General features: G+C 48.5%; 19 protein-coding genes. 13 read left to right on the forward strand and 6 right to left on the reverse strand.

The genetic code is table 11. The features are described 5' to 3' along the window. Window positions 1–24: 24 nt before the first annotated feature. From H6507_00085 to H6507_00110, 6 genes are all read left to right on the forward strand, one after another. The gene (locus H6507_00085) at window positions 25–768 is read left to right on the forward strand and encodes a sulfite exporter TauE/SafE family protein (protein MCB9367499.1); all 744 of its coding nucleotides are present in this window, start codon (window positions 25–27) and stop codon (window positions 766–768) included. A gap of 136 nt (window positions 769–904) precedes the next feature. Next, window positions 905–1,126, forward strand: a complete 222-nt coding sequence (locus tag H6507_00090; GenBank protein MCB9367500.1) for an Rrf2 family transcriptional regulator — start codon at window positions 905–907, stop codon at window positions 1,124–1,126. Next, window positions 1,036–1,335 (forward strand): Rrf2 family transcriptional regulator, encoded by a 300-nt coding sequence (locus H6507_00095; GenBank protein ID MCB9367501.1) that lies wholly within the window; start codon window positions 1,036–1,038, stop codon window positions 1,333–1,335. The genes H6507_00090 and H6507_00095 overlap by 91 nt, the downstream gene beginning before the upstream one ends. A gap of 518 nt (window positions 1,336–1,853) precedes the next feature. Further along, window positions 1,854–3,140, forward strand: a complete 1,287-nt coding sequence (locus tag H6507_00100) for a Glu/Leu/Phe/Val dehydrogenase (protein MCB9367502.1) — start codon at window positions 1,854–1,856, stop codon at window positions 3,138–3,140. An 83-nt stretch (window positions 3,141–3,223) separates the two neighbouring features. Then, the gene (locus H6507_00105) at window positions 3,224–4,996 is read left to right on the forward strand and encodes a hypothetical protein (protein MCB9367503.1); all 1,773 of its coding nucleotides are present in this window, start codon (window positions 3,224–3,226) and stop codon (window positions 4,994–4,996) included. Then, on the forward strand, window positions 4,989–8,174 hold the full coding sequence (locus H6507_00110; GenBank protein MCB9367504.1) for a nucleotidyltransferase domain-containing protein: 3,186 nt from the start codon (window positions 4,989–4,991) through the stop codon (window positions 8,172–8,174). Before H6507_00105 ends, H6507_00110 begins: the two co-directional genes overlap by 8 nt. Before the next feature lie 6 nt (window positions 8,175–8,180). On the opposite strand, the gene H6507_00115 is transcribed toward H6507_00110, so the two are convergent. Beyond that, the gene (locus H6507_00115) at window positions 8,181–9,017 is read right to left on the reverse strand and encodes a metallophosphoesterase (protein ID MCB9367505.1); all 837 of its coding nucleotides are present in this window, start codon (window positions 9,015–9,017) and stop codon (window positions 8,181–8,183) included. 521 nt (window positions 9,018–9,538) lie between these two features. Here H6507_00115 and H6507_00120 point away from each other — a divergent pair. From H6507_00120 to H6507_00135, 4 genes are all read left to right on the forward strand, one after another. Further along, on the forward strand, window positions 9,539–9,748 hold the full coding sequence (locus tag H6507_00120; protein MCB9367506.1) for a hypothetical protein: 210 nt from the start codon (window positions 9,539–9,541) through the stop codon (window positions 9,746–9,748). A gap of 97 nt (window positions 9,749–9,845) precedes the next feature. Next, window positions 9,846–10,943: a hypothetical protein gene (locus H6507_00125; protein MCB9367507.1), complete on the forward strand. Its 1,098-nt coding sequence runs from the start codon at window positions 9,846–9,848 to the stop codon at window positions 10,941–10,943. After that, window positions 10,906–11,601 (forward strand): hypothetical protein, encoded by a 696-nt coding sequence (locus H6507_00130; GenBank protein MCB9367508.1) that lies wholly within the window; start codon window positions 10,906–10,908, stop codon window positions 11,599–11,601. The genes H6507_00125 and H6507_00130 overlap by 38 nt, the downstream gene beginning before the upstream one ends. Window positions 11,602–11,609: 8 nt before the next feature. Then, a complete protein-coding gene (locus H6507_00135) occupies window positions 11,610–12,266 on the forward strand; it encodes a ThiF family adenylyltransferase (protein ID MCB9367509.1) in 657 nt (218 codons plus the stop codon). 187 nt (window positions 12,267–12,453) lie between these two features. Here H6507_00135 and H6507_00140 read toward each other — a convergent pair whose 3' ends face one another. Next, window positions 12,454–12,849 carry a winged helix-turn-helix domain-containing protein gene (locus tag H6507_00140; protein ID MCB9367510.1) on the reverse strand — a complete coding sequence of 132 codons (396 nt, stop codon included), beginning with the start codon at window positions 12,847–12,849 and terminating at the stop codon, window positions 12,454–12,456. Between the two features lie 18 nt (window positions 12,850–12,867). Next, window positions 12,868–13,134, reverse strand: coding sequence for a hypothetical protein (locus H6507_00145; GenBank protein MCB9367511.1), 267 nt, complete (start codon window positions 13,132–13,134; stop codon window positions 12,868–12,870). An 826-nt stretch (window positions 13,135–13,960) separates the two neighbouring features. Here H6507_00145 and H6507_00150 point away from each other — a divergent pair. From H6507_00150 to H6507_00160, 3 genes are read left to right on the forward strand one after another with little or no spacing between them, the layout of a single operon-like run. Further along, on the forward strand, window positions 13,961–15,043 hold the full coding sequence (locus H6507_00150; protein MCB9367512.1) for a hypothetical protein: 1,083 nt from the start codon (window positions 13,961–13,963) through the stop codon (window positions 15,041–15,043). A 1-nt stretch (window position 15,044) separates the two neighbouring features. After that, entirely contained in the window at window positions 15,045–15,266 is a 222-nt protein-coding gene (locus H6507_00155; GenBank protein ID MCB9367513.1) for a hypothetical protein, read from the forward strand. Then, window positions 15,263–18,358, forward strand: a complete 3,096-nt coding sequence (locus H6507_00160) for a DNA polymerase III subunit alpha (protein ID MCB9367514.1) — start codon at window positions 15,263–15,265, stop codon at window positions 18,356–18,358. The genes H6507_00155 and H6507_00160 overlap by 4 nt, the downstream gene beginning before the upstream one ends. Before the next feature lie 892 nt (window positions 18,359–19,250). On the opposite strand, the gene H6507_00165 is transcribed toward H6507_00160, so the two are convergent. The 3 genes from H6507_00165 to H6507_00175 are packed head-to-tail and all read right to left on the reverse strand — an operon-like array spanning window position 19,251 to window position 22,725. Further along, window positions 19,251–21,818 (reverse strand): hypothetical protein, encoded by a 2,568-nt coding sequence (locus tag H6507_00165; protein MCB9367515.1) that lies wholly within the window; start codon window positions 21,816–21,818, stop codon window positions 19,251–19,253. After that, complete coding sequence (locus tag H6507_00170) at window positions 21,781–22,053, reverse strand: hypothetical protein (GenBank protein ID MCB9367516.1); 273 nt, start codon at window positions 22,051–22,053, stop codon at window positions 21,781–21,783. The genes H6507_00165 and H6507_00170 overlap by 38 nt, the downstream gene beginning before the upstream one ends. Before the next feature lie 18 nt (window positions 22,054–22,071). Then, a complete protein-coding gene (locus H6507_00175; GenBank protein MCB9367517.1) occupies window positions 22,072–22,725 on the reverse strand; it encodes a hypothetical protein in 654 nt (217 codons plus the stop codon). Window positions 22,726–23,017: the final 292 nt, after the last annotated feature.

Genomic DNA, 23,017 nt, shown 5'->3' on the forward strand with positions numbered 1-23,017 from the left:
GAGTCCAACACTTTACATTATCTTTTGCTACCGTCGATAATTTTCCTTGTTGCGGCTGTCTATTCCTCCGTCGGGCACGGAGGAGCTTCAGGCTACCTTGCCGTAATGAGCTTCTTCGCGTTTTCGCCGGAACAGATGTCAAGTTCAGCTCTGCTGCTGAATGTTATGGTTGCAACACTTGCATTTGTAATGTACCGCAGGGGTGGGCACAGACTCCCGGCTTTCTCGTGGCCAATCATACTTTTTGCCGTGCCGTTTGCGTTTATCGGGGGAATGCTTCGAGTTGACGCGCATATCTATAAGCTGCTGTTGTCGGCAGTGTTGGTATTTGCTGCGGCACGGATTGGTGTTGTGAGAAACAGTGGTCAATTAGATGCACTGAGAGCACCACATATATGGAGTGTGGTTGGAAGCGGAAGCGCGATTGGGCTATTGTCCGGAATTGTTGGTGTGGGCGGAGGCATCTTTCTGAGTCCGTTGGCTCTACTGCTTCGTTGGGCGACAGTAAAACCTGTTGCGACTTTGTCTGCACTGTTCATTCTGGTTAACTCACTTGCTGGATTGGCTGGCCGCGCCATTTCAAATAAGCTGACGCTCGCGCCCGCAGCGGGAGTCATTGTGGGGGCCTTTCTTGGTGGATTGCTTGGTTCCTATGTCGGAGCAAACCGAGTAAGTCCAATTTGGCTACGACGGTTACTTGCAATTGTGTTGCTTATGGCATCAACAAAGCTCATACTTGCAACGCTAAGGGCTTGGCACATCTTCTAACGGAAAACAGGTTAACTTCAATTCTTTGGGCTATAGTTGACTTTGCGACACAGTGCATGTTTGCTGATCATAATTTTTATTGAGTGTTTTTTGTGAATAATAGTGGATCTTTTGTGTTTGGTGGAAGGATAGGGAAATGATATTTTCCCGACAGACCGGCTATGCAATACGTGCCTTGGTGCACCTTGCGCAGAATATGAATAGCGGCGCAGTCTTGGCGAGTGCGATCGCAAAAACTGAGAATTTACCTGCGCTTTTCTATCAAAGTTGCTTCGCGATCTATCTTCAAACGGCTTCGTCAACTCGAGCAAAGGGCCGGGAGGCGGATTCACGCTTCTGCGCAAGCCTGAAGAGATAGCGCTCTATGATGTGTTTATTCTCTTCGACGGACTTACCCTTGCGCAAGACTGCATACTTGGCCACGGCGTCTGCAGCGACGAGACAGCGTGTTGCGTTCATCAACTTTGGAAAACTAAGAAAGCAGAGGTCGAGTCTTTCCTAAAAATAACTACAATCGCGGATCTTGCTAAGATGCGTGAGAAGAAACTCTGGATTCCGCAGCCTTAGCAAAAGCAGTTCGCTTTTTGCGAGTTCAGTTTCATTCGTCCTGAGCCAATGCTCTGGGAGTTCTTCATGAATAGACTCGACTTTAGGGAGAACTGTCAGTTTGGTTTGCACGTGATCCGCTTCTGTCGACCATGATGAAATGTTATGAATCAAAGTAAAAGTGACCCAAAGCCCTTGGCCTGAAATCCAAGGGCTGTCGACTTCTGGTGCTGTAGCGGGTAATGACTTTTCGCGAAATGATCCCCGAAATGCAAAAGGGACTATGTTTTGTTGTGAAATATTTCTCAAACGTTGTGTGTGCTAATCACAGTCTCGCATATGTAACATTTATAATTGTTTGTATTAAAGTAGGAGAAAGCTACCTGTAGCGGACGATTTTGCACTTTCGTACATTTGTGGTGCTGAAAGTTCATTGTGAACGGCCAGCTCCTGGAAACAGGATGAATTCCCAAACTTAACTGTGTGCATGTGGTATTAGATTGCCGCCTGCAACACAACGATTCGGAGGAATCACAGTAATGGCTACTAAGTCATTCAACGCGTTCGAAATGGCGCAAGCGCAATTCGATCAAACAGCAAAACAGCTCGGACTCGATCAGGCGACCTGCGAGCTATTACGCCAACCGCTTCGGGAGTACTCATTTGCTATACCCGTGAGAATGGACAACGGCACAACACAGGTCTTCCGCGGTTTCAGGGTCCAGCACAACGACGCGCGAGGCCCGGGTAAGGGCGGCATTCGGTTTCACCCTATGGAAACGCTCGATACGGTTCGCGCGTTGTCAATGTGGATGACCTGGAAGTGCAGCGTCGTAGACATCCCCTTGGGCGGCAGCAAAGGCGGCGTAATCTGCGATCCGCACAATCTCAGCGGCCGTGAGCAAGAGCAAATTTGCCGTGGATGGGTCCGGCAACTCGCGCAAGACATTGGACCGGATCGAGATGTTCCGGCTCCTGACGTGATGACCAATGCCCAGCACATGCTCTGGATGCTTGACGAGTACGAAACGATTCGCGGAGCGAGATTCCCGGGATTGATCACGGGCAAGCCGGTCGGTATGGGGGGATCTTTGGGCCGTACTGAAGCCACCGGATATGGTGTCGTCTTCACCGTGCGAGAAGCCCTGCGAGAGATGAACATCAAGCCGGCAGACACGATTGCAAGTGTTCAGGGATTTGGAAACGTGGCACAGTACGCGATCCAACTTTATACGCAACTTGGCGGCAAAGTCATCGCTATCTCCTATTGGGACCAAAAGGAACAGACTCCGCGCACCCTGCGAAAGAAAGAGGGAATTGATCTGGGCGCGTTGCTGAAGATCACCGACCGTTTTGGCGGAGTCGACAAAGATAAGGCTACGGACCTCGGCTACGAAGTCCTGCCGGGTGAAGCTTGGATTGAGCAAGAGGTCGATATTCTATTCCCCTCAGCAATGGAAAATCAGATAACCGCCGCAAACGTCAACAAGATTTCAAAAAGAGTTAAGATCATCGCCGAAGGCGCGAATGGGCCGACCACTCCGGATGCGGACATCGAGATCCACAAGCGCGGCATTTTCATGCTTCCCGATCTATTGGCCAATGCGGGCGGAGTGACGTGCAGCTACTTTGAGCAAGTGCAGAGCAACATGAATTACTTCTGGGAGAAGGATGAAGTACTCGGCAAACTGGATACTAAGATGACGTCCGCATATTTGCGTGTCAGCGAACTTGCGAGAAAGAAGAAGCTGTATATGCGTGACGCCGCCTACACGATTGCCGTGGACCGCGTTGCAAAAGCGTGCCGTGACCGAGGTTGGGTGTAAGCGAAACGGACTAAAATAATACCTATATAGCATACGAAATGGAACCGGAGTAATTCCGGTTCCATTTCTACTTTTTGTGTCATATGAAACTCACCGCCTTCACGCATACACAAGAGCAGATTCTCGATCTGATTCCAGGGTACTCTCGGGATACCGGATTTCACCTGACTCCTATTACACGAATTGGCTCTGGTGAAATCGGAGGAAAGGCGCACGGGCTTCTGTCCGCCAAAGCCCTTATCGACAGGCTTGATCTCTCAGGCGAACTCGAAGGCATTTCCGTATCGATTCCCCGCATGGTTGTTCTCACTACCGAAGTCTTCGACTTGTTCATGGAGCGAAACGAGCTGCAAGAGCTTGTCAAATCGGAAATTTCGGACGTCCGAATTGCAGATGCATTCCAGCGCGGCGATTTTCCAACCGAGTACGTTGGCGACTTGATGACCCTTGCGCAGAGTCTGACAACTCCGATAGCAGTAAGGTCTTCAAGCAGACTCGAGGATGCACTTTACCGCCCGTTTGCCGGCGTGTACGGAACAAAGATGGTGCCGAACAATCAATTCAGCTCGTCAGAACGCTTCTTACGGCTCATCGAAGCGATCAAATATGTTTATGCGTCAACGTATTTCCGAGAGGCAAGAATCTACAGACGAAACTGCACTGATGACACGACAGAAGAGAAGATGGCTGTCATTCTGCAAGAAGTTGTCGGAAAGCGACACGGAGAAAGATTCTATCCCGAAGTTTCAGGAGTTGCGAGGAGTTTTAACTTTTACGCTATGAATTGGGTGCGTCCTGAAGATGGCGTTATCGACTTGGCCCTTGGACTTGGCAAAACCGTTGTGGACGGTGAAGCGGCGTGGACTTATTCCCCGCATCTGCCTCACGTCGGGCCGCCCTTCAATACAATCTCCGACATGCTCAAACATTCTCAGGTGACGTTCTGGGCAGTGAATATGGAAAAACCGACCGTCTATGATCCTGTAAATGAAGCCGAATATTTGATTCGCTGCGATTTACCGGATGCCGAAGTTGACGGAAGTCTCAAATTCCTCGCTTCAACGTTTGATTCGGAGTCGGGGCGAATTCGGAGCGGAATTAGCACGCGCGGACCGAGGTTGCTAAACTTCACCCCAATATTGACTCACAACAGAGTTCCGTTGAATCAACTTCTAAAGCTGTTGTTGAAGGAATGCGAGACAGCGCTCGGCAGTCCCGTGGAGATCGAGTTTGCGATGTCCTTGGACCTCGAGGATGGACTGCCGGCGAGCTTCGGGTTTTTGCAAGTCCGGCCAATTGTCATCGACTCCGTGAACGTCGAGTTTGGTGAAGAGGATTTCGAAGCGACAAATGTCTTGTTGGCTTCGGACAATGCTTTGGGTAACGGAATTATCGATACAATTGAAGATATTATTCTCGTCCGGCGGGATTTGTTTGACTGGAAGCACACGCCGGTTATCGCCAACGAAATCGAATACTTGAATGCGCGGTTGATTCGTGAGAATAGGAATAGTATCTTGGTAGGTTATGGCCGCTGGGGTACGACAGACGAATGGCGCGGGATTCCCGTGCACGTAGGGCAGATTTCTTCAGCGAGAGTGATAATTGAAGCAACGCTGCCAGGAATGGTGGTTTCTCCCAGCCAGGGCTCGCACTTTTTTCACAACTTGACAAGTTTTCGAGTGTTCTATTTCTCCATGCCTCACGAAAACTCTCTGCGCAATATCGCGTGGGACGTTTTGGATGCATGTGAAATCATCGAAGAAACCCAATTTGTTCAATTACTGAGAGCAAGATCACCATTCAAGACTATGGTTGACGGCAAAACAAGACGCGGAATAATACTACATGGATAAGAACGGGCCGAACATTGACAAGCTTTTACACGACCTTTCGGAACGTGCAAAAGAGCTTAATTGCCTCTACCAAATTGAAGAATTGCTGAAGGACTATGGGCGCGAGCTTGACGAGGTACTATCAAAGGTCGTTGAAGCTATTCCGGCAGGATGGCAATTCTCCGATGTTTGCTGCTGCAAACTGGATTACGGCGACCATGCGTATTGCTCGAGCAATTTTGCCCACTCGCCGTGGTCGCAGACTGCGGGGATCGTCGTGCAAGGATTGGTCGTAGGGAGAATTCATGTTCATTATCTCGAAAATAGGCCACAGGCGGACTCTGGTCCATTTTTGAAAGAAGAAGTGAAGCTCATCCAGACAATATCGGAGCGTATTGCCGGCTTCATTCAGCACCAAAAGCTAAACCAAATTCTGAGAGAAGTAGAACGGGCTCGAGATACGGTATCTCCGACACCTGCATCGGACTGGCGAATTGTCATCGACATGCTTGCCGGAACTAACACGGTTCTTTACAACCGCATTGCTCGAAAATTGCTAATTACACTTTGCAGGCAGGGAACGCCCGAAGCCATAGAGCTGCAGCGAATTTTCAGTTCGGACCGAAGCCTGTCGCAACCAGGCACCGAAGAAGGCGAAAACCAACCTCGCCGCATTGAGAGTAGTATTGGATTAGAGGCAAACAGTGAATCTATTTTCAGAATCGCATCCGAACATATGCCGTCCGCGGCAATCTTGAATCTTGTCCAAGACTGGATGAAAGAAGACCGCGCGGGATTTCTTCTGAAGGCAGTCTCTGACCCGTCCATTAGTTTGGGTGACGTCATTAGCGCCGTGCGCAGATTTGTCCTGCTTTCGCCCTCCGGAATCGATCTGCCGGATTTCACGAAGAAAAGCATTCGCGTCGCATTACTCAGAAGAATTTTTTCCGATGATTTGGATTATATCAGGATCGCCAAGGAGTTCGTTAATCTCTACGACTTTCATGATTTGCTCTCGCGCGTCGTCTATCCGTCCGGAAGTCATGGCAGGCTGGGCGGCAAAAGCGCAGGGTTGTTTCTTGCAGAAAGTATCCTCAAGAAGCATGCGGAAGAATTCCCCGAGCTTGCCGCGCTCCGGGTTCCAAAAACCTGGTATATAGCCTCCGATGCTCAATCAGTATTTGTCCATTACAACAATCTCGAAGAGGTTGTAGAACAAAAGTACAAAGATATTGCTCAAGTCAGACAAGAGTATGCGCATGTAATCCAGTTGTTCAAAAACTCACAGTTTCCGCCCGACATGTTGCAGGGGCTCTCGATGGCACTTGATGATTTTGGAGACAAGCCTCTGGTTGTAAGAAGTTCGAGTCTACTTGAAGACCGGTTTGGCGCGGCATTTTCGGGCAAATACAAAAGCCTCTTTCTTGCAAATCAAGGAACAAAGGCGCAACGGCTCAGCGCGCTCACGGACGCAATCGCAGAGGTTTATTCATCTACCTTCGGGCCGGATCCAATCGAGTATCGTATCGAGCGTGGACTTGTAGATTTTCACGAAGAAATGAGTGTGATGATCCAGGAGGTAGTTGGAACTCATGTTGGAAAGTTCTTTTTGCCTTCCTGGGCGGGCGTCGCATTCAGCAACAATGAGTTTCGATGGTCGCCGAGAATCAGACGCGAGGACGGCCTGGTCCGCATGGTACCTGGACTTGGGACTCGTGCCGTTGACCGACTAAGTGACGACTATCCTGTGCTCGCTGCACCCGGTCAGCCGGGGTTGCGCGTGAACGTCTCGCCAGAGGAAATTGCGCGCTATTCTCCTTCAAAGATTGACGTCATTAATCTTGAAGAGAACTGTTTCGAGACGATTTCCGTGCAGGAATTTCTTGAGTGCTGCGGTGACGAGCTGCCTGACGTTGCAAACATGGTATCGATACTGGACGGCAACGAAATTCGCAGGTATTCAATCGCCGAAATGGACGTCAATTACCAGGAGGTAATTGTGACGTTCCGCACGCTCTTTGAAGACACCGCCTTTCTCAATCAAATGCACCGCATTCTCTCAATCTTGCAGGAAACCATTCAGTCACCTGTAGACATTGAATTCGCGTCTGACGGTTCGAATCTTCATCTATTGCAATGCAGGCCGCAAAGTGCAGGGCAAGAGAGTGCACCGGCCGTCATTCCGCGTGACTTCCCGGATGTCGCGTGCGTTTTTTCGGCAAACAAATACATTTCCAATGGCACCGTGCCGGACGTTACTCACATTGTGTATGTTGATCCGGAAGGATACGCATCCCTTGAAGGTATCGAAGAATTGCGTGCAGTTGGCCGCGCGGTGGGAGAGCTTAACAAGCTATTGCCGAAGCGCCAGTTTGTTCTGATGGGTCCGGGTCGATGGGGCAGCAGAGGCGATATCAAACTTGGAGTAAACGTAACATACTCCGATATCAACAATTCGGCCGTGTTGATTGAAATTGCTCGACGCATCGGGAACTACGTGCCGGATCTTTCATTTGGAACGCACTTCTTTCAGGATTTGGTTGAAGCGGGTATTCGTTATCTGCCTCTTTATCCTGACGACCCTGACGTACGATTTAATCTCCACATGCTGCAGAATTCTCCTAATATTTTGAAGGATCTGATTCCTGCATTTGCACATCTCGAGAAAGTAATTCGCGTCATTGATGTACCTGCTTGTACGGGCGGAAAGGTATTGAAGGTCTTCATGAACGCCGATTCGAACGAAGCAGTTGGAATACTATCACAACCTTCTGCGCTGCCAGTCGCCAAATCTGTCGAGGGACTTGTTCTCGGGAAAACGGAGAAGGGCGAACATTGGCAATGGCGATCTGAAATGGTGGAAAGACTTGCGAGATCCATGAATGCCGAGGAGTTTGGCGTCAGAGCGCTCTACATTATCGGAAGCACGAAAAATGGCACGGCGGGACCCGGTAGCGATATTGATCTTCTTATACATTTCGCTGGAACGAGTGCACAACAAGAAGCCCTTCACCAATGGTTAAAGGGCTGGAGTCTGTGCCTTGACGAAATAAACTACCTGAAGACCGGTTATCGAAGCACCGGCCTATTGGATGTTCACATGATCACTGACGAAGACATTAAGAGGCAGACCAGCTACGCCGTCAAAATTAATGCAGTGACAGATTCTGCTCGCGAAATTCCGATCGGTTCCAATTAGTCAAAGTTAAATCAGAATTCGCTCAGCTGACTCAAGTTCGTCGATCTTGAATCGGATAACGGAGAGTTCCGGTCCGTCATGTGCTGCGTTCATACAATGTGTACGACCAATCTTCTGGCGCCACGTTCCTGTCAATCTCGTCGATTCGTGCACATGTCCGTGTAATGTTAGCATTGGCTGCCGTTTTTCGATAAATCGCCTGATCGCAATACTCCCAACGTGTAAATCGAGCGGAATTCCTTCAAATGATTGGCCATCCAACGCTGCGCGATCGAGTTGTGTATCATAAGGCGGTGAATGGAACATTAGAATTGCGTTTGTCAGGTCGACGTTTTCTGTCAACTTGTCTAGATCGCTTGCAATTGTTGACCACTTTCTTTCCGTTTCGCTTAAGTCAACGCTAGTTTCACCTTCATCCGGAGGTGTGCAGCCTGGATCAACGTAGCGCGATACATCGTACCGCTCCCAGTCCTTAAGTTGAAATGGGGTCGGAGGAATGTAGTTGTAGCCTATAACGACGTATCGGTCAGTATTTGCACGCTTGCCATGGCAATAGATACAAAGTCCTTGACTTTCAAGTTCCAGCAATTCAGGTTCAGCGGCTCGAGGGTCGTCGTTTCCTAAGATCAAATAGATTAGAGGAAAATGTTCACGTAGGTGTTCCTGCAGACGCTTTAGTTGTGGCCTTAGGTATCCCGCAATAAACCCTTGCGAGTTCATTCGATGCGGAAAAAGGTCGCCACAAACGAAGACGTTTTTCGGTAGTACTTGCTTGATTGATTCGAAAAGACGGTCATACCGTCTTGTGCTGCCATGTAAGTCTGAAACGAAGAGTGATGTCATATTGGTACAGTAACGTTGTTCGTTCCTAGCAATATAGCAGGCTTTGCACGAATTGCAATTCGTTGCTGGCGAGGCATTCAGTCTAAAATGCTTATATCCTTAGGTGATATCACAGAGCGATTTGATGGAGAAACTGTGGAATCCTCAGTGTGGTCATCACGCAGTCCGAGAACATTCAACTCAACTGGAACAAATGCGCTGACATGTTAAGGCTTTATTGAGTGTAAGTTCGAGAAATTTAGATATTTGGGTATGTACGTTTGTATTTGTCAGAAGGTGGTACTCTAAGCTCAGTAGGAGCCTGCCAATAGATTGGCAATCAGAGGTGGCTCCTCGTAAAACATCATCTTACGAAGCGTTAGAGACAGAATCGAGACAGACACTACATCTTGTGGTGCCTGTGTTAGGTGCAAAGACAGACTCTTAGTCTTATGCCTGATTCCCTGGCATAAGAGATCAAGAAAGAAAAGGCCTCGCATTGTGCGGGGCCTTCTTGTTGATCAACCATTCAGGAGAATCTCATGCGGGTGAAAGTATTGTGCTTAGGCCGCTCGGCCAAAGAAATCAACGTCAGTGACGGCACGACAGTCGAACAGGCTATTGCCGAGGCAGGTTTCCCGAAAGACAGCTCGAACACTCGGCACTTGAACGGTAGCCCGTGTTTCGATACGGATGTCGTGGTCGATGGGGCCGTGCTGACACTGGTCCCGCAGGTCAAAGGGGGCATCTAGGAGGGTGCTTCAGACTACCTGTCCTACGTAGTCTAAAGTATTCAAAGAGGGCTGTGATCCACGTGATCATGGCCCTCTTTCCTCCGGAGGTACAATCATGATTGAACAACAGATTAGAACGCTGTGCAACTTCCACGCCCAGAAGTGTCATACGCCAATTACGCTGATAACCAAGGAAGCTGATATTGCGACTTGGCATGAAGTCGGGATTGCAGTGTATGTAAATGCCGAGAAGGATTCGCAGTTGTGCAAGGACATGTTCGGTGATCCGATTGTGATGGAGTCCGTGCTTGTCGGTAAGGTGTCACCGACGTGGTTGGTTTTGTACGGCGCACCCAGACTGGACATCACATCGAACATTCTCGATGCGCATCTTCCACGCATGTGCCGTGTCTTTCGAAACAGCCAACGCCAGGCATTGATCGAAACAACGCTTTCAGTTGCTGCCGAACGTAAGCAGGAACTTGCACGAACATTACGCGACGACAAATATGAACTCGAACGACTCTGCATGCAAGTGATGACTCTATCTCGCAAGATCGAGGGCGACAACGAGATTCTCAAGCTGTTCAGCAGAGCACCTGAATTGATTAAATCCAAGGCAACGCGGAAATTTGTCGAGATGATGAAGTTAGTGCCGAGTTGCTACGAATCTATCAAGCTGGAAGACTCTTCGGTCATCGCGACGACGTATCCAATCGTGCTTGAACATGACGGCGGGCGATACGACTTTGAACCATACACCGTGGAAGTTCGTCTTGATATTGGCAAGGTACTTATCAGCGGTGGCACTGAAATGAACGGCTACATCCATCCGCATGTCACGGATGATCCGAACAACATCTGCTGGGGCAATATCGGGCATCTCGTACCACGACTTGCAGGAGAACTTGATTTGCATGGATTGCTACAACTGGTTCATCAATTCCTATCAAGCTACAACTCATCGGATCCATTCGTTCGCCTTGAAAAATGGTCCAATGACTGGACCGAAGATGAAGACGATGAACCTTATTGCTCGTGGTGCGACGACTATGGCCATGACATTAGCGACTGTGAATCATGCTGGTGGTGTCCTCACTGCAATCAACACGATGACCACGATGAAGACGATTGCCCCAACCGCCCACAAGAAGACAACGAGGAGGTGGATACCGATGCAGAACTTGCAGAGGACGCAGCGACAGCCGGTTGATGCGGGAATCAAGATTCAAGTTGAAGCAACTGCCATGCAGAAACTGTGGCTATGGACAGACATGGCAAAGGGCGAAGTGTCGTGTCTTGGACTGGTCGATGAAGTCGTTGATGCTGATTCCAAGCGCATCACTGCTTTGGTCGTTACAGACTTCTTTCTGGTTAAGCAAAACTGCTCGTACGATGAAACAGACATGGACATTGCCGACGTGGCTAGGTTGATCACTGAACTTGAATCCAAGGGCATTGACTCACGAAAGCTCCGATGCTGGGCCCACTCGCATGGCAGCATGTCAGTATTCTGGAGCGGGCAGGACAACACTTGCATCGACGGACTCGCAAATGGTGAATGGCTTCTGTCACTGGTAGTCAACAAACGCCGAGATACTATCATGCGTTTGGACCAGTATCATCCGAGTCACATGTATCTTGCCGATGTCGTATGGGAGACTAAGTTTCCACTTGTAGATGGTCTTGCCGAATCGTGCATGTCGGAGTTCAAAGCTAAAGTGCAGGAGGTAGCCTTTGTTCCAAGGAATCGTGACTACGGTCCTGCAAGCTTGCGGGACGCTAAGGAGCGGGGTGCATTGACGATGGACGAACTGAATGACGAACTTGATTGGCTGGGATTGGATCGTGATGAACTTGAACCCTTCTAGGAGACAACATGAACGACATGCGATTTCTAAGACAGCAAGATGTTGTCGATGCGGACAGATTGGCAAATCTGTCTGTGACTTTGATCGGTCTAGGGAGCATTGGTTCGGTGACGGGCCTATATCTTGCAAAGATGGGCGTTTGCAACTTGACTTGCTTCGATGCCGATATTGTGGATATTCACAATGTCAGCAATCAGGCTTATGGGATGTCTGATGTGGGATTGCTGAAAGCGGATGCGTTTTCTGTTCTTGTTGAAAATCAAACCGGACTGCTGTCAAACAGTACCTGTTTGCAATATGACGGAAGACGACTTTCAGGAGTTGTCATATCCGCTGTCGACAGCATGGAAAGTCGCAAGGCAATCTGGAAGAGTATTCGAGACCAAGCTGGCGTTCAGGTTTACATTGATTCACGCATGGCGCTAAACACGATGGACATTCACATTGCTAATCCACAAATTCGAGAGGAACGCGTAGCTTATTCACGGACGATCGTTTCAGACGATCAGACTCTGCAAGAACCATGTACCGCACGCACCGTTTGCTACACGCCTTTGATGGCGGCGAGTGTTGTCTGCAACTTGGTCAAGCGCTATGTTAACAACGAACAACTACCACATCGTGTGATTCTGGATCTCGCGACGTGGACACTTATCACGAACTAGGAGAACAACAATATGAATCGAAAAGGCTGCGCAATAGTTGACGCAGTTTGTACAGTCGCAGATCGGGTTTGCGGCAATGACCGGCCGGATGACGACGAGGACAAAAAGTAGGTCATTGCGGTCGACAAAAGAAGAGCCTCGCGGGGGCTCTTCTTCTATGGATAATTGAGATCTACCTGATTAACTGTCAGCAACTTCCACCGTGATCAGTTCGCGGACGCAAGGCTTGGTTCTTGTCCCTCCATGTTGCCAACAACTTACGAACTCTTTCGGTCTTGATTTGCGACTCCATGTATATCCGTCCTTTTTCTGAAAGTTCCCATTGCCCATGGCGAGAATCACGACGGAGATAACCATCGTCTTTCAATTGCTTGCGCGCCCAACAACACGTGTTGTAATACCTCTTCTGGTCAGAACTCAAAAGCTCAAAGTCTAAAGGTCTTAACATTCCGTTCGCCTCAAGGATCGTTCTAACTATCTCTACGACTTTCCAGGTAGGCACGCTTGACTTCTTGGCATATAGTACTACAAGTATCATTGTTTTGAAATCATCTTCGGGCGTTCTACCATTTCGTCTTTGCATGCTAGTCTCCTTTTGTGGTTACTGGTTCTGTTTGTATACTGTGAGGATCTTAAACGCTGATACAGGCGGCGACCAACGGGCATCGCAGACAACAACAGTACCTATTGCGTTTCGAACATCAGTGTCCCACAATCGATTATTTTTGACATCTTCTTGTGTTAACTCGAAGCGAATTACACTCATTAAAATTCGTTTCTGTCCATAGCGAAGCGTTGCATCAATTTCCCAGTCAGAAACAAAGCGCTCCGCACTTCTAGAACTACTGTGTTCGGTAAAAAGATACATGATGTCTCCGTATTTATTCGTGGTCAAATATAGTTCACGACGAGCAGTGTGTCAAGCAAAAGGTGCAAAATACCTTAGTGCAAGATAAAATAGTTTGGTGGAATGTTTAGAAGAATCATTAGAAGAAACCTTAGAAGGAATAGGCTGACGTGTCTAACGGAAGCTAACATGATTGAGCACAGAAGTCTCTCTCGGGCTTTGATTGATATGTTGATTTGCTCGAGCACTCGCGCGTTTTGAACCAGTGGATCTGGGTGGTTCAGAGACAATCATCTTTTCTGGAATAAGAATCTGTCCGAGGACAAAACTAACGGAGATTCATTGAATGAGAAATAGACCGGGATTGATCGACGGGATACTAAAAGGATTATCCGAAGCCTTGAAGGTGATCCTGAAGCGGCATTAGGTGCAACGAAAAAAAATAGACTCCAAGGACGATTTCGGAGCCTATGAGACTGAAGAAGACCTGTAAGCGCAGGTCTTCTTTTTATTTTTGAATTCACACGAAAAATAGTAACAATAACACGATTTTGGGACATCATAGGGGCATACCCAGAGACCTAAAAAATCCAACAAAAGAAATTCCAAACTCGGTTTTGGGACCAGGTTTGTATGATTCCTAGGGTATTAGGCGGGAAGAGATACTCACGGGGTATTATTGCACCGCGTGGCTTTCACGAAAGAATGCTTTTTCATCCCTTGACTCAAGCCAAATTGCTCCGTATATTCATTGAACAAATGAATAAATAACGACATTTTTATGATTGTTTTTGTTATGTTTCCGAGTTTTTATCTGTACGGACTGCAACAGGGCCCAAAGCAAGCGGTGGCTAGGGATCGAACCGTCCTTGAAGCATCAGATGAAGCAGCCAGGCACGGAGTTCAGGTAGGTGACACGATTAGACTGGCACGAAGACAGTGTCCGGGACTCGAAGTTCAGGAGTTTCGACCAGAAAACTATTCAGATCGTTTTGAACAGGCTTGGTCGGTCATCGCTGGATTCACGCCTATGGTTCAGACTACTGATCTTCATCAAGGCTACTTGGACATCACGAAGGACTTCAAGCGATTTGGCGACGCAGATACGATGGTTCGAAGTCTAAATGAAGAGCTGACGAAGACAACGGGCCTGAAATTCAATTGGGGTGGTGGAGCGGACAAGTGGATGGCTTGGCTTGCTCGCGGGCACAACCAGTTTATCACTCCTGCGATGGAGTCTCTCGTCCTGTCCAAGCTGCCGATCGAGTCAATGGCTCTGCCTGAACGCGTTACGGAGCGTCTCCACCACTTTGACATTCATACTGTCGCACAAGTCACGGGATTGCCGCCGGGATTTCTGGAATCGCATCTCGGTTTCGATCGGATCTTTGTGCTAAAGTTCTTGACTAGACACAAAGAACCCGTTCGACCAAACTTCCCACCGCGCAAGATTGAATCTTGTGTGGATGTCACAGAATCAGATGAATTTGCCTGTCAGCGGGCGATAGCAGAAGTCGCATCGAGTATCGCTACACAACTTGCAGACGCTTCTTTGCAGACCTCATGTTTACGAATAGCCTATAAGTCTGAAGTGAAGAAGCTCGAAGTAGACCACAAGCTTTCGCAAGGAGTTCTTAGTGATGGACGACTTACGAAGATACTTTTTGATTTGTTGCCAGACGGCATGCAGCAAAGCCTAAAGAGCATTGACGTTGAAGCCCTTAGATTACTTCCCCGACAAGTTACACAAGACTTGCTTTGGGAAAAGTCGCTTACTAACAATGCTGGAGAACAACTTGAACGTGCACAGAACAAACTTCACACCCGATACGGCATGGACTCTTTGGTGACTGGAAGCACCGCTTTTGCACGACAGCAGCCTCGTTTTGCACAACTAGTCTATCAGTCTCGTGGGCTAACTCTGCCATAGTATGGAGCCAGTGAACGTCATATGCGCTTCAGGCGCACCCAATTCGCTATTCTGGCGCGGCCAGTCACAGCTGATTGTCTGCGTCTTGGATCATTGGTGGGAAGCCGGACGCTGGTGGGAGACGGAAGTTGCGCGGGAGTTCTTTCTTGTGCTGACGAATCAACGGAGAATTCTACTGTGCCGCAATCCAAATTCTGGTGATTGGCTTGCCAAGTCAGCATGAGACCACCTGTTCCACTTATGGTCCGCAGCGAGTTCAGCTTTCTGAATGGCGCATCGCGGTTGGAAGAGCTTGTCAAAGTTGCTGCCCAACTTGGTTATGACACGCTTGCGCTGACCGATGTAGATCACTTGTGCGGAGTCCCAGAATTTCTTGGACTATGCAAACGCCACGGAGTGCGTCCGATACTCGGTGTAGAACTTACACTAAACACCGGCAGAATAATCGCCCTTGCCAAATCACGCAAGGGTTTTGCTTCTCTGTGCAGGCTATTAACGCAGTCACATCTGGAGAATGAACGGCGTCAACCCAAGCTTCACGAAGGTCGCCTTCTTGATGACGCAGAAGACATGATTCTGATTGCAGGAGGAAATGATGCACCACTCGTATCATGGGTTTATCAGCGGCGCATGGAAAAGGCCGAAGCCTGGCTTCGTGGTGTGCGAGACAGACTGAGCGCAGATTTTTTCGTCCGCATAGAACGTACGTTTCAACCAATGCAGCAGGAATTCAACGCGCACTTAACAGCACTTTGTTCTGATTTGAATATTCCTGTCGTTGCCTGCAACCCGGTTCACTACGCCCGGCCAGATCAATATCGCATTTTCGATTTGCTATCCTGCATCCGCAATCTAATTAAGCTCGACGACCCGCATCCTGAACGGCCCATTAACGGATTTGGATATCTGCAAAGTCCTACAGCTTTCACAAGACTATTTGAAGACATGCCGCAGGCTTTGGAGATGACACATGTCATAGCAGATCGATGTGAAGACTATTCTTTGAATGACGAGGCTTATCGTCCACGGTTTGGCAGCATTTCTGAAGACGCTTCAATCCGCAAACTGTGCCAGTTGGCAGAAGCTGGTGCCAGAAGAAAGTACGGCACCATCGATGATGAGCTTGACAAGCGCATCAAATACGAACTTAGTGTCATCACGGATTTGGGTTTTGCCGGATACTTTCTGATTGTCCATGACCTTCTGACCTTCGCGAGGTCAAAAGGCGTCAGATATGCCGGTCGTGGCAGTTCAGCAGATTCTGTTGTAGCCTACTGTCTGGACATCACCAAAGTGGATGCTTTCAAGCGCAATTTACGATTCGAAAGATTCATTAACCCCGAACGAAAAGAGTCACTGCCGGACATAGATATTGATTTCGATCGCCGGTATCGAGAGGCAATCGTTCAGTATGTGATTGGCAAGTACGGTCAGGAACATGTCGCGGGTGTAGCATCCTTCAATCGCTATAGGGCACGCGGCGCAATTCGGGATGTTGCCAATGCCATTGGTTTCGAAACCGAAGACATTGACAAGCTGGCTAGATATTCCCATTGGGCGCTTTCCGCGAAGCGTATTGCATCTACGCTCGACAGCAGACCCGAAATTCGATCCTTGAAGGTAGACAGGAAGAAGTTCGAGCTTCTATTTGAACTCTGTGCGGGTTTGGATGATATGCCAAGGCATATCTCCGCGCATCCCTGCGGAGTCATGATCACAGGTGCGCCAGTTCAAGGAATTACTCCGCTTCTCCGAGCCGCAAACGGCATGTTGATATCGCACTATGACAAAGACGGTGTCGAGGATCTTGGTTTGGTGAAATTCGATTTGCTTTCGCTGCCAACGCTGGGCGTAGTTGAAGATACCGCTGTGATGGTTCGGCGGCATTCCCCGAAGTTTGAATATGACCAGATTCCGTTGGACGACGAAGAAACCTTCGAACTACTCAGATCAGGTGAAACAACCGGTGGATTTCAGAATGAAAGTCCAGCACAACAATCCCTCGCACCAAGACTGCAAGCACGAACCATTGAAGACGTCATTGCTGCCGTCGCGCTGATTCGCCCAGGGCCACTGAAAGGTGAAATGATTGAACCATTCGTCAGACGGCGCAATGGCACGGAACCCGTCGCATCTATTCATCCCGTCATTGACAAGATTCTGGAGCATACCTACGGTGTTGTTCTGTACCAAGAGCAGGTTATCAGCATTGCCGTAGAATTGGCTGGCTTCACACCCGGACAGGCAGATGTCTTGCGCAGGACTATTTCTCACAACCGATCGTATGAAAAGATGGCCGAGCTTGGTGAACAGTTTGTTAAACAAGCCATCGAGCGAGGCGTTGAACCAGAACTCGCAGAGAAGGTCTTCACATGGATTCAGGGCTATGCAGGTTACGGATTCTGTGAAGCACATGCAGCGTCCTTTGGGGATACCAGCTACAAAACAGCTTATCTACTTAAACATCATCCAGCAGAATTCTATGCGTCGTTGCTGAATCATCAGCCAATGGGGTTCTTCCCAGCTGCCACGCTTATGAATGAAGCTAGGCGGCGGGGAATTGTGGTCTACGGACCCGATTGTAACAGCAGTGGTGCCTCAACTACAGTCCAGAATGGGACTATTCGAATCGGGCTATTGCAGATTTCAGGGATGAAAGAGGCAGAAGCAGGAAAGATCGTAGCCGCTGCACCTTATCTATCGTGGGGTGACTTCGTCCGGCGCGTACGACTGAATCGCGACCTGCTAGAGAACCTAGTCTTGTCTGGTGCCTTTGACTCGCTGCACAAGAATCGCAAAGAACTTCTATTCAGCTTGGGAACAATTCTGCCGCCGGCAGAAACGGGAAGACTCGTGCTGGCATTGGATCTTGAACCGGTGATTTCGCGAAGACCGGATTTTGATGCTTTCACACGATCAATGCAGGAACATCGGGTCTTAGGTTTTTCACCTGATCGGCATATAATCTCCTTCTGGCGAGAGTCACTTGCGAAGCGGGGGATTCAGACGTGTCGTGATGTTAAGACGAATCAAGATTCCAAAGCTGTTCTTTCAGCAGCCGGTGTCGTCATACGTCCCCACACACCACCAACTAAATCTGGTAAACGAGTAATCTTCTTTTCGCTCGAAGATGAATCCGGACTTCTAAACGTCACAGTATTCCCGGACGTGCAAGAGAAGTTTGGGCATCTAATTCCGGGTCAATCAATGCTTGTTGTCACTGGCCGCAAAGACAAGCGTGGAAGTAATGGGCTTACTGCGCTTCATTTGGCGAAAATCCCAGAAAGGGCAGGCCAATCCTGGCATAAGAAGTAATGGAATCATTACTTCGGAGGGCTTTTGTGGCGCAGAATACCGTTTGACCTGCTGTTGGACGCAGGCCACGCACTAATCAAATGGCTAAGACGGAGACATCGGTATCGTTGATGTTTTCGTTATCCAAATAGAAAGAGTAGGTTTTTGACCTACTCTTTTTAGTTAGTTCGTGTGTTATTGGAGACGTTGGAGACGATTACAAGTCTGCGCTGATCTTTGTCAGTTTGGTGCGCAGATGTGTCCCATGTTGCCGCGTACGGCAGCCACAGGAGCCCTTTTGGGGCTTTCCCAGCATCATCCAACGCTAAGCGTGTTTTCCGCTTCCACACCACCTCCAATGTAGCGTAGGAGGTTCTCGTGGGCCGCGTCAGCCCATCCCGGCAGAGGTTGTTGTTGGCGGCGTGCGGAGTCCAGTCCAAGATCACTCTGGCGTTGATCCGGCATAGTACGCTGGGCAGTGCTTGGCAGCTTATTGGCGCGTTGGAGTAGTAGGCGGATGTATTGTGATGTTGCTTTCATGAATTCTCCCGATTTGGCCGGTGACAAAAGTGACATTTCGGTGACACTCCGGTGACACAAATTTTGCATCTTAAGTTATTGTTTTTATTGTTGTGATGACGGAAGTGACGCTTGTGACACTAATTTTCAAAACTATTTATGGGAACTGCCCACCCCGGGTTCCGCCGGAATCCAAGGGATCATACACTTCCAGAAAACTTTTACCCAAAAACCTGTCACTTCCGTCACTTCCGTCACCGACCGTTCTTAATATATTATTTTTATTAAAGTAACATAGGTGACATTTGGTGACACTTTTCAAAACCCGTTTGTCACTTTTGTCACCAGCGTCACCTGGTCCAGGCTCCTTCGGAACCCGACCCTGACCTGAAGTCTAGTCAAAGGCGGACCGCTTGGGCTTAGGGATCTCCGAAACCGTTCCCCCAGTTTTCCCGGTATCATCCGTATCCGCATAGAACCCTTTATCACGCAGAATCAGGTACCCCAAGCGCTGCGACTTCTCCCTGTGACTTCCATCGTAGGACAAAACACCCTGCTCCTGCAAGACGTTAACGTAGGCTTTGGGATTGGAACTGCCCTTGAATCGCAACTTGCTAATTAGTTCTCGAATTTCGCTTAACTGCACGTATCTCTTGCCATCCGAGTTCTTCGCTGCAAATTGGATTTTGCCAAAATCCGGATTGAAGGGATCCTTTCTATCCACACCACAAACTAAAATTTCCGCCAGTTCTTCTGTTTCAAGTTCAATAATGGTCTTGGCAGATTCGAAAAGGTTCTTGGCCAAATCTGTCATCGGTGCCGCTAATGTGTAGCGGTTGTTAGATAGATTTTCAGAACACAACCTATCATAACGCTGCTTTAGCTCGGTTCGAATGTAATGCCCAAGTCTTGCCTGAAGCTTTGCTCCTAATTCCTTGTCGATCTTCTTCGCGTCCACTTCGGGCACGCCATAGATGAAGAAGTTATTGACGTTTTCAGACTTCGGTTTCTCCCGCGACTTCAAGAAGATCGGGCTTGGGTCGTTGGTCGCAATAATAATATTAGTGTTATTGGGCACGTAATAAGCAGGTGTATATTTTTCATTAATACGAATCACTTTGTTTCCCGTGATCTTCTTGATTTCGGTGTATTGCATAGGCTTATCACCGTTCGAGTTTTCGTCAACGAAGATCAGTTTCCCTTTGAATTGATCATTGAACGTTTCGGTCACGCCCACCCAGCTACCTGCCAGTCTGGGGAAAATGCTGCTAACCATGTCGACAAAAGTTCCCTTACCGCTGCTGCGTTCACTTGTCAGAATGATCACCGGCAACGTCAGATAGTTCGTGTAGGAATACATGGCCAACCAATCCTTACTGAAACCGCTGTACTTGCCAAACATAGTGTCCAGAAAGTTGTCGATCAACGCATTGTCCGTGGCTACAACTGGAAGGGCCGGATATTTGAATACCAAAGCGTTTTCCTGCATACGAAATTCATAATCAAGCTGTTCGAAGTCCGCGCTTCCAATTCTACGAATCTGAAACTGGTCATCCAGAAAGCGGCGATTCAAATCCGTCAGCAACTTGCGTTTGACATATGTGTAGTCCGCTTTGTCGCGAAAGGATTCTTCGTCCAGTACTTCCATGCTGATGAACTGGTCGGATCGCTTCTCCACACGCAGCAGTTTGTTTTTGTAGGTGAACATCCCTGGGGACAGTGCCGCTTCGTAATATGGCTTCTGGCATTTTTCACACCAGATGTGAACGAAGTTGAAGGTGTCGGATTTAAGCGTCGCCGTAACATCGCTGCACACCGGACAGACTGCGCAGATAGTCTTGTGCCTGGGAAGCAACGTATACTTCGCTTCCTCGAGATTCACAACGGTCCACTGGCCATTGATCTTCACTACGATATTGTCTTCCCAACCGATTCGGACGTATTCCGGTGATTGCACCGTCTTCGTTCCAATCTTCCCCCAGCCCGCCGGTGCCAAGGGTTTGGACGGAACAGGGCCAGGCCATCCCAGATACTTCAATCTCGCATAGGTCTGCGGATTGTATTCTTCACAATTCCGTTGAATTTTGTCATCTACAAGCTCGCGAGTATACTTGCCGGGCCTGCAATCCCGGCTTAGCACCTTGTGTATTTCTTCCGCGCCACCTTCGTATCCGCACAAGTTGGAGATGAACCCAAACCGCAGGGGTTCGTGCATTTCTGTGTCAGGGTTGACGATGTTGTCCTTCATCCACTTCACAAACGGGCAGAACTTAAGAATCCGATCAAGTTCTGATCTGGGTTTTAGTGTACCATCCCACACGTGTTCTGGATAGTCCGATCTGACGTCTTCATCTCGCACGTCGTCAATGGCGATGTCAAAGTACTTGCCCGTTTCATTAACATACAACTCGAACTTAGCTCCGCGTTCCGCACAGAATGGAAAGAATTGTCTGGCGGCATCCGTGCAGGCCGAGTCCATTTGGGGGAATTCGGACAGCAGTTTCAAATAGACCTTCTTGCAATCCCGAGAACTTACAAATCGAAGATCGCTCGGAGCAAAGGGGAGAATGACGCGGAATCGCTCGGCGACAATCCCCCACTTCTCCACGTTGTGTGATGTTGACGTATGTAGAATGTAATTGAACGGCGCGAACACATTCATAGCTTCACTAATCGTCATGCCCGAGTCGAAGTCCAAAGCGACGCCGGTCATTCCTACATATGTTGATCCGTGTCGCGTGCCATTCCAAACATTAGTCGAGTAGTTTCTGGACTTCAATACTTCCTTCAACGACTCGATGTCTGTTGAATTCAGCTCGCGCTCGTCAAACTGGTTGATCATCCCAGCGCGGTCTTTTGCCGCAATGGTCTGCTTTGACACGGACAGGCGAATTGTAAAATTGTTATTATTGTTATTGTTGTTGTTATCGTTCGATAAATCTATTTCCGCGTTTTGTTCCATATGAATCTGAATCCTTCAATTTGAATATGATGTTCTTGACTTGTCGCTGTGCAGCGGCAAAGTCCTGGATCGCTACCAGTTCCGTATTCTGGTAGAATCCGTCTTCGATGCGGCGAACCAATTCATTGTCTTCAAATTTGAAGACGACTTCGCCACGGCTGTTTGTATAGTAGCCTTGCATCGGTTGCTTACGCGCAATCAAAAGCGCGCATAATAGTTGTTCTCTCGTTTCCATGTTCTTCTCCGAATCTGTTTATTGCGTAGTTGTGGTTGCGTCTTCTAGTTGTTTGCTGATGATTTCAATGACTTCGTGATGTTCGATATGATATCTGTTGCCGTCGTGATAGCCGGTTTTCGTTTCTTTACAGTCAATCATGCGCATGATGTGGTAAGCAAGCATTGCCTGGGCGTCAAAGTAGGCGATACGCAACTTCATCGACGGAAAGCTACTGGGAATTTTCTTTGTAGCTTTGGATCCATCGTTATCACATTCAATATCAACGTGCTGATGCGTTGCTGCCGCTTCCGACTTTGCTCCGTCGCTGAATATGAAACTGTCGGCAATAAAGTGGTCAACAAGTTTGCGCATCAATTTGACCTTGGCTTTGTCCGTTCCAACCAAGTGCAAGTCGATGGCATTGTCAACAATGTCATATAGTGGTATAGTAAGCATCCAAGCCGTCGCATAGATGCTGTCCTGATGTTTGGCAGGAAGCCTTTTTGCCAGCTGTTTACTTAGTGTCGCCAAGCTTGGGCACAGGTCCGCGTTCATGAATGCTTCGTCGTTGATCTTGGGGCGGTCATCGTAAGCCTTCCGTGCCAGATACGGGCATTCGTATGGCGAAACCAAGCGGATTCCGTCAGCCTTTACGGCAACAACATCACGGGACTTCGTCGGTAGATCCATGTAAATCGTTTTATTTGTATGGACTGTTGCGATGTGATTCGGTTTTGCGAATCTTATAATTCTTGTATGCATATCTGCTCCTTGAATTCGAGTTAAAAAGAAACGGGTTGAGCACATGGGCCCAACCCGCAAATTCACACCAAGAGCGTCCTAGTTGTGCTAGGAGTTAATTCTTTATTTGAATGTAAATTTGCATGATTGGTTAATAGCAGAATGTGTGAATGTCATGAAGCAAAAATGCTGAACCGAAGCCCAGCACAAGAATATCCGGCGACCTGTTTGGACGCTACAT

Source organism: Calditrichota bacterium, from assembly GCA_020637445.1.
Lineage (GTDB): Bacteria > Electryoneota > RPQS01 > RPQS01 > RPQS01 > JABWCQ01.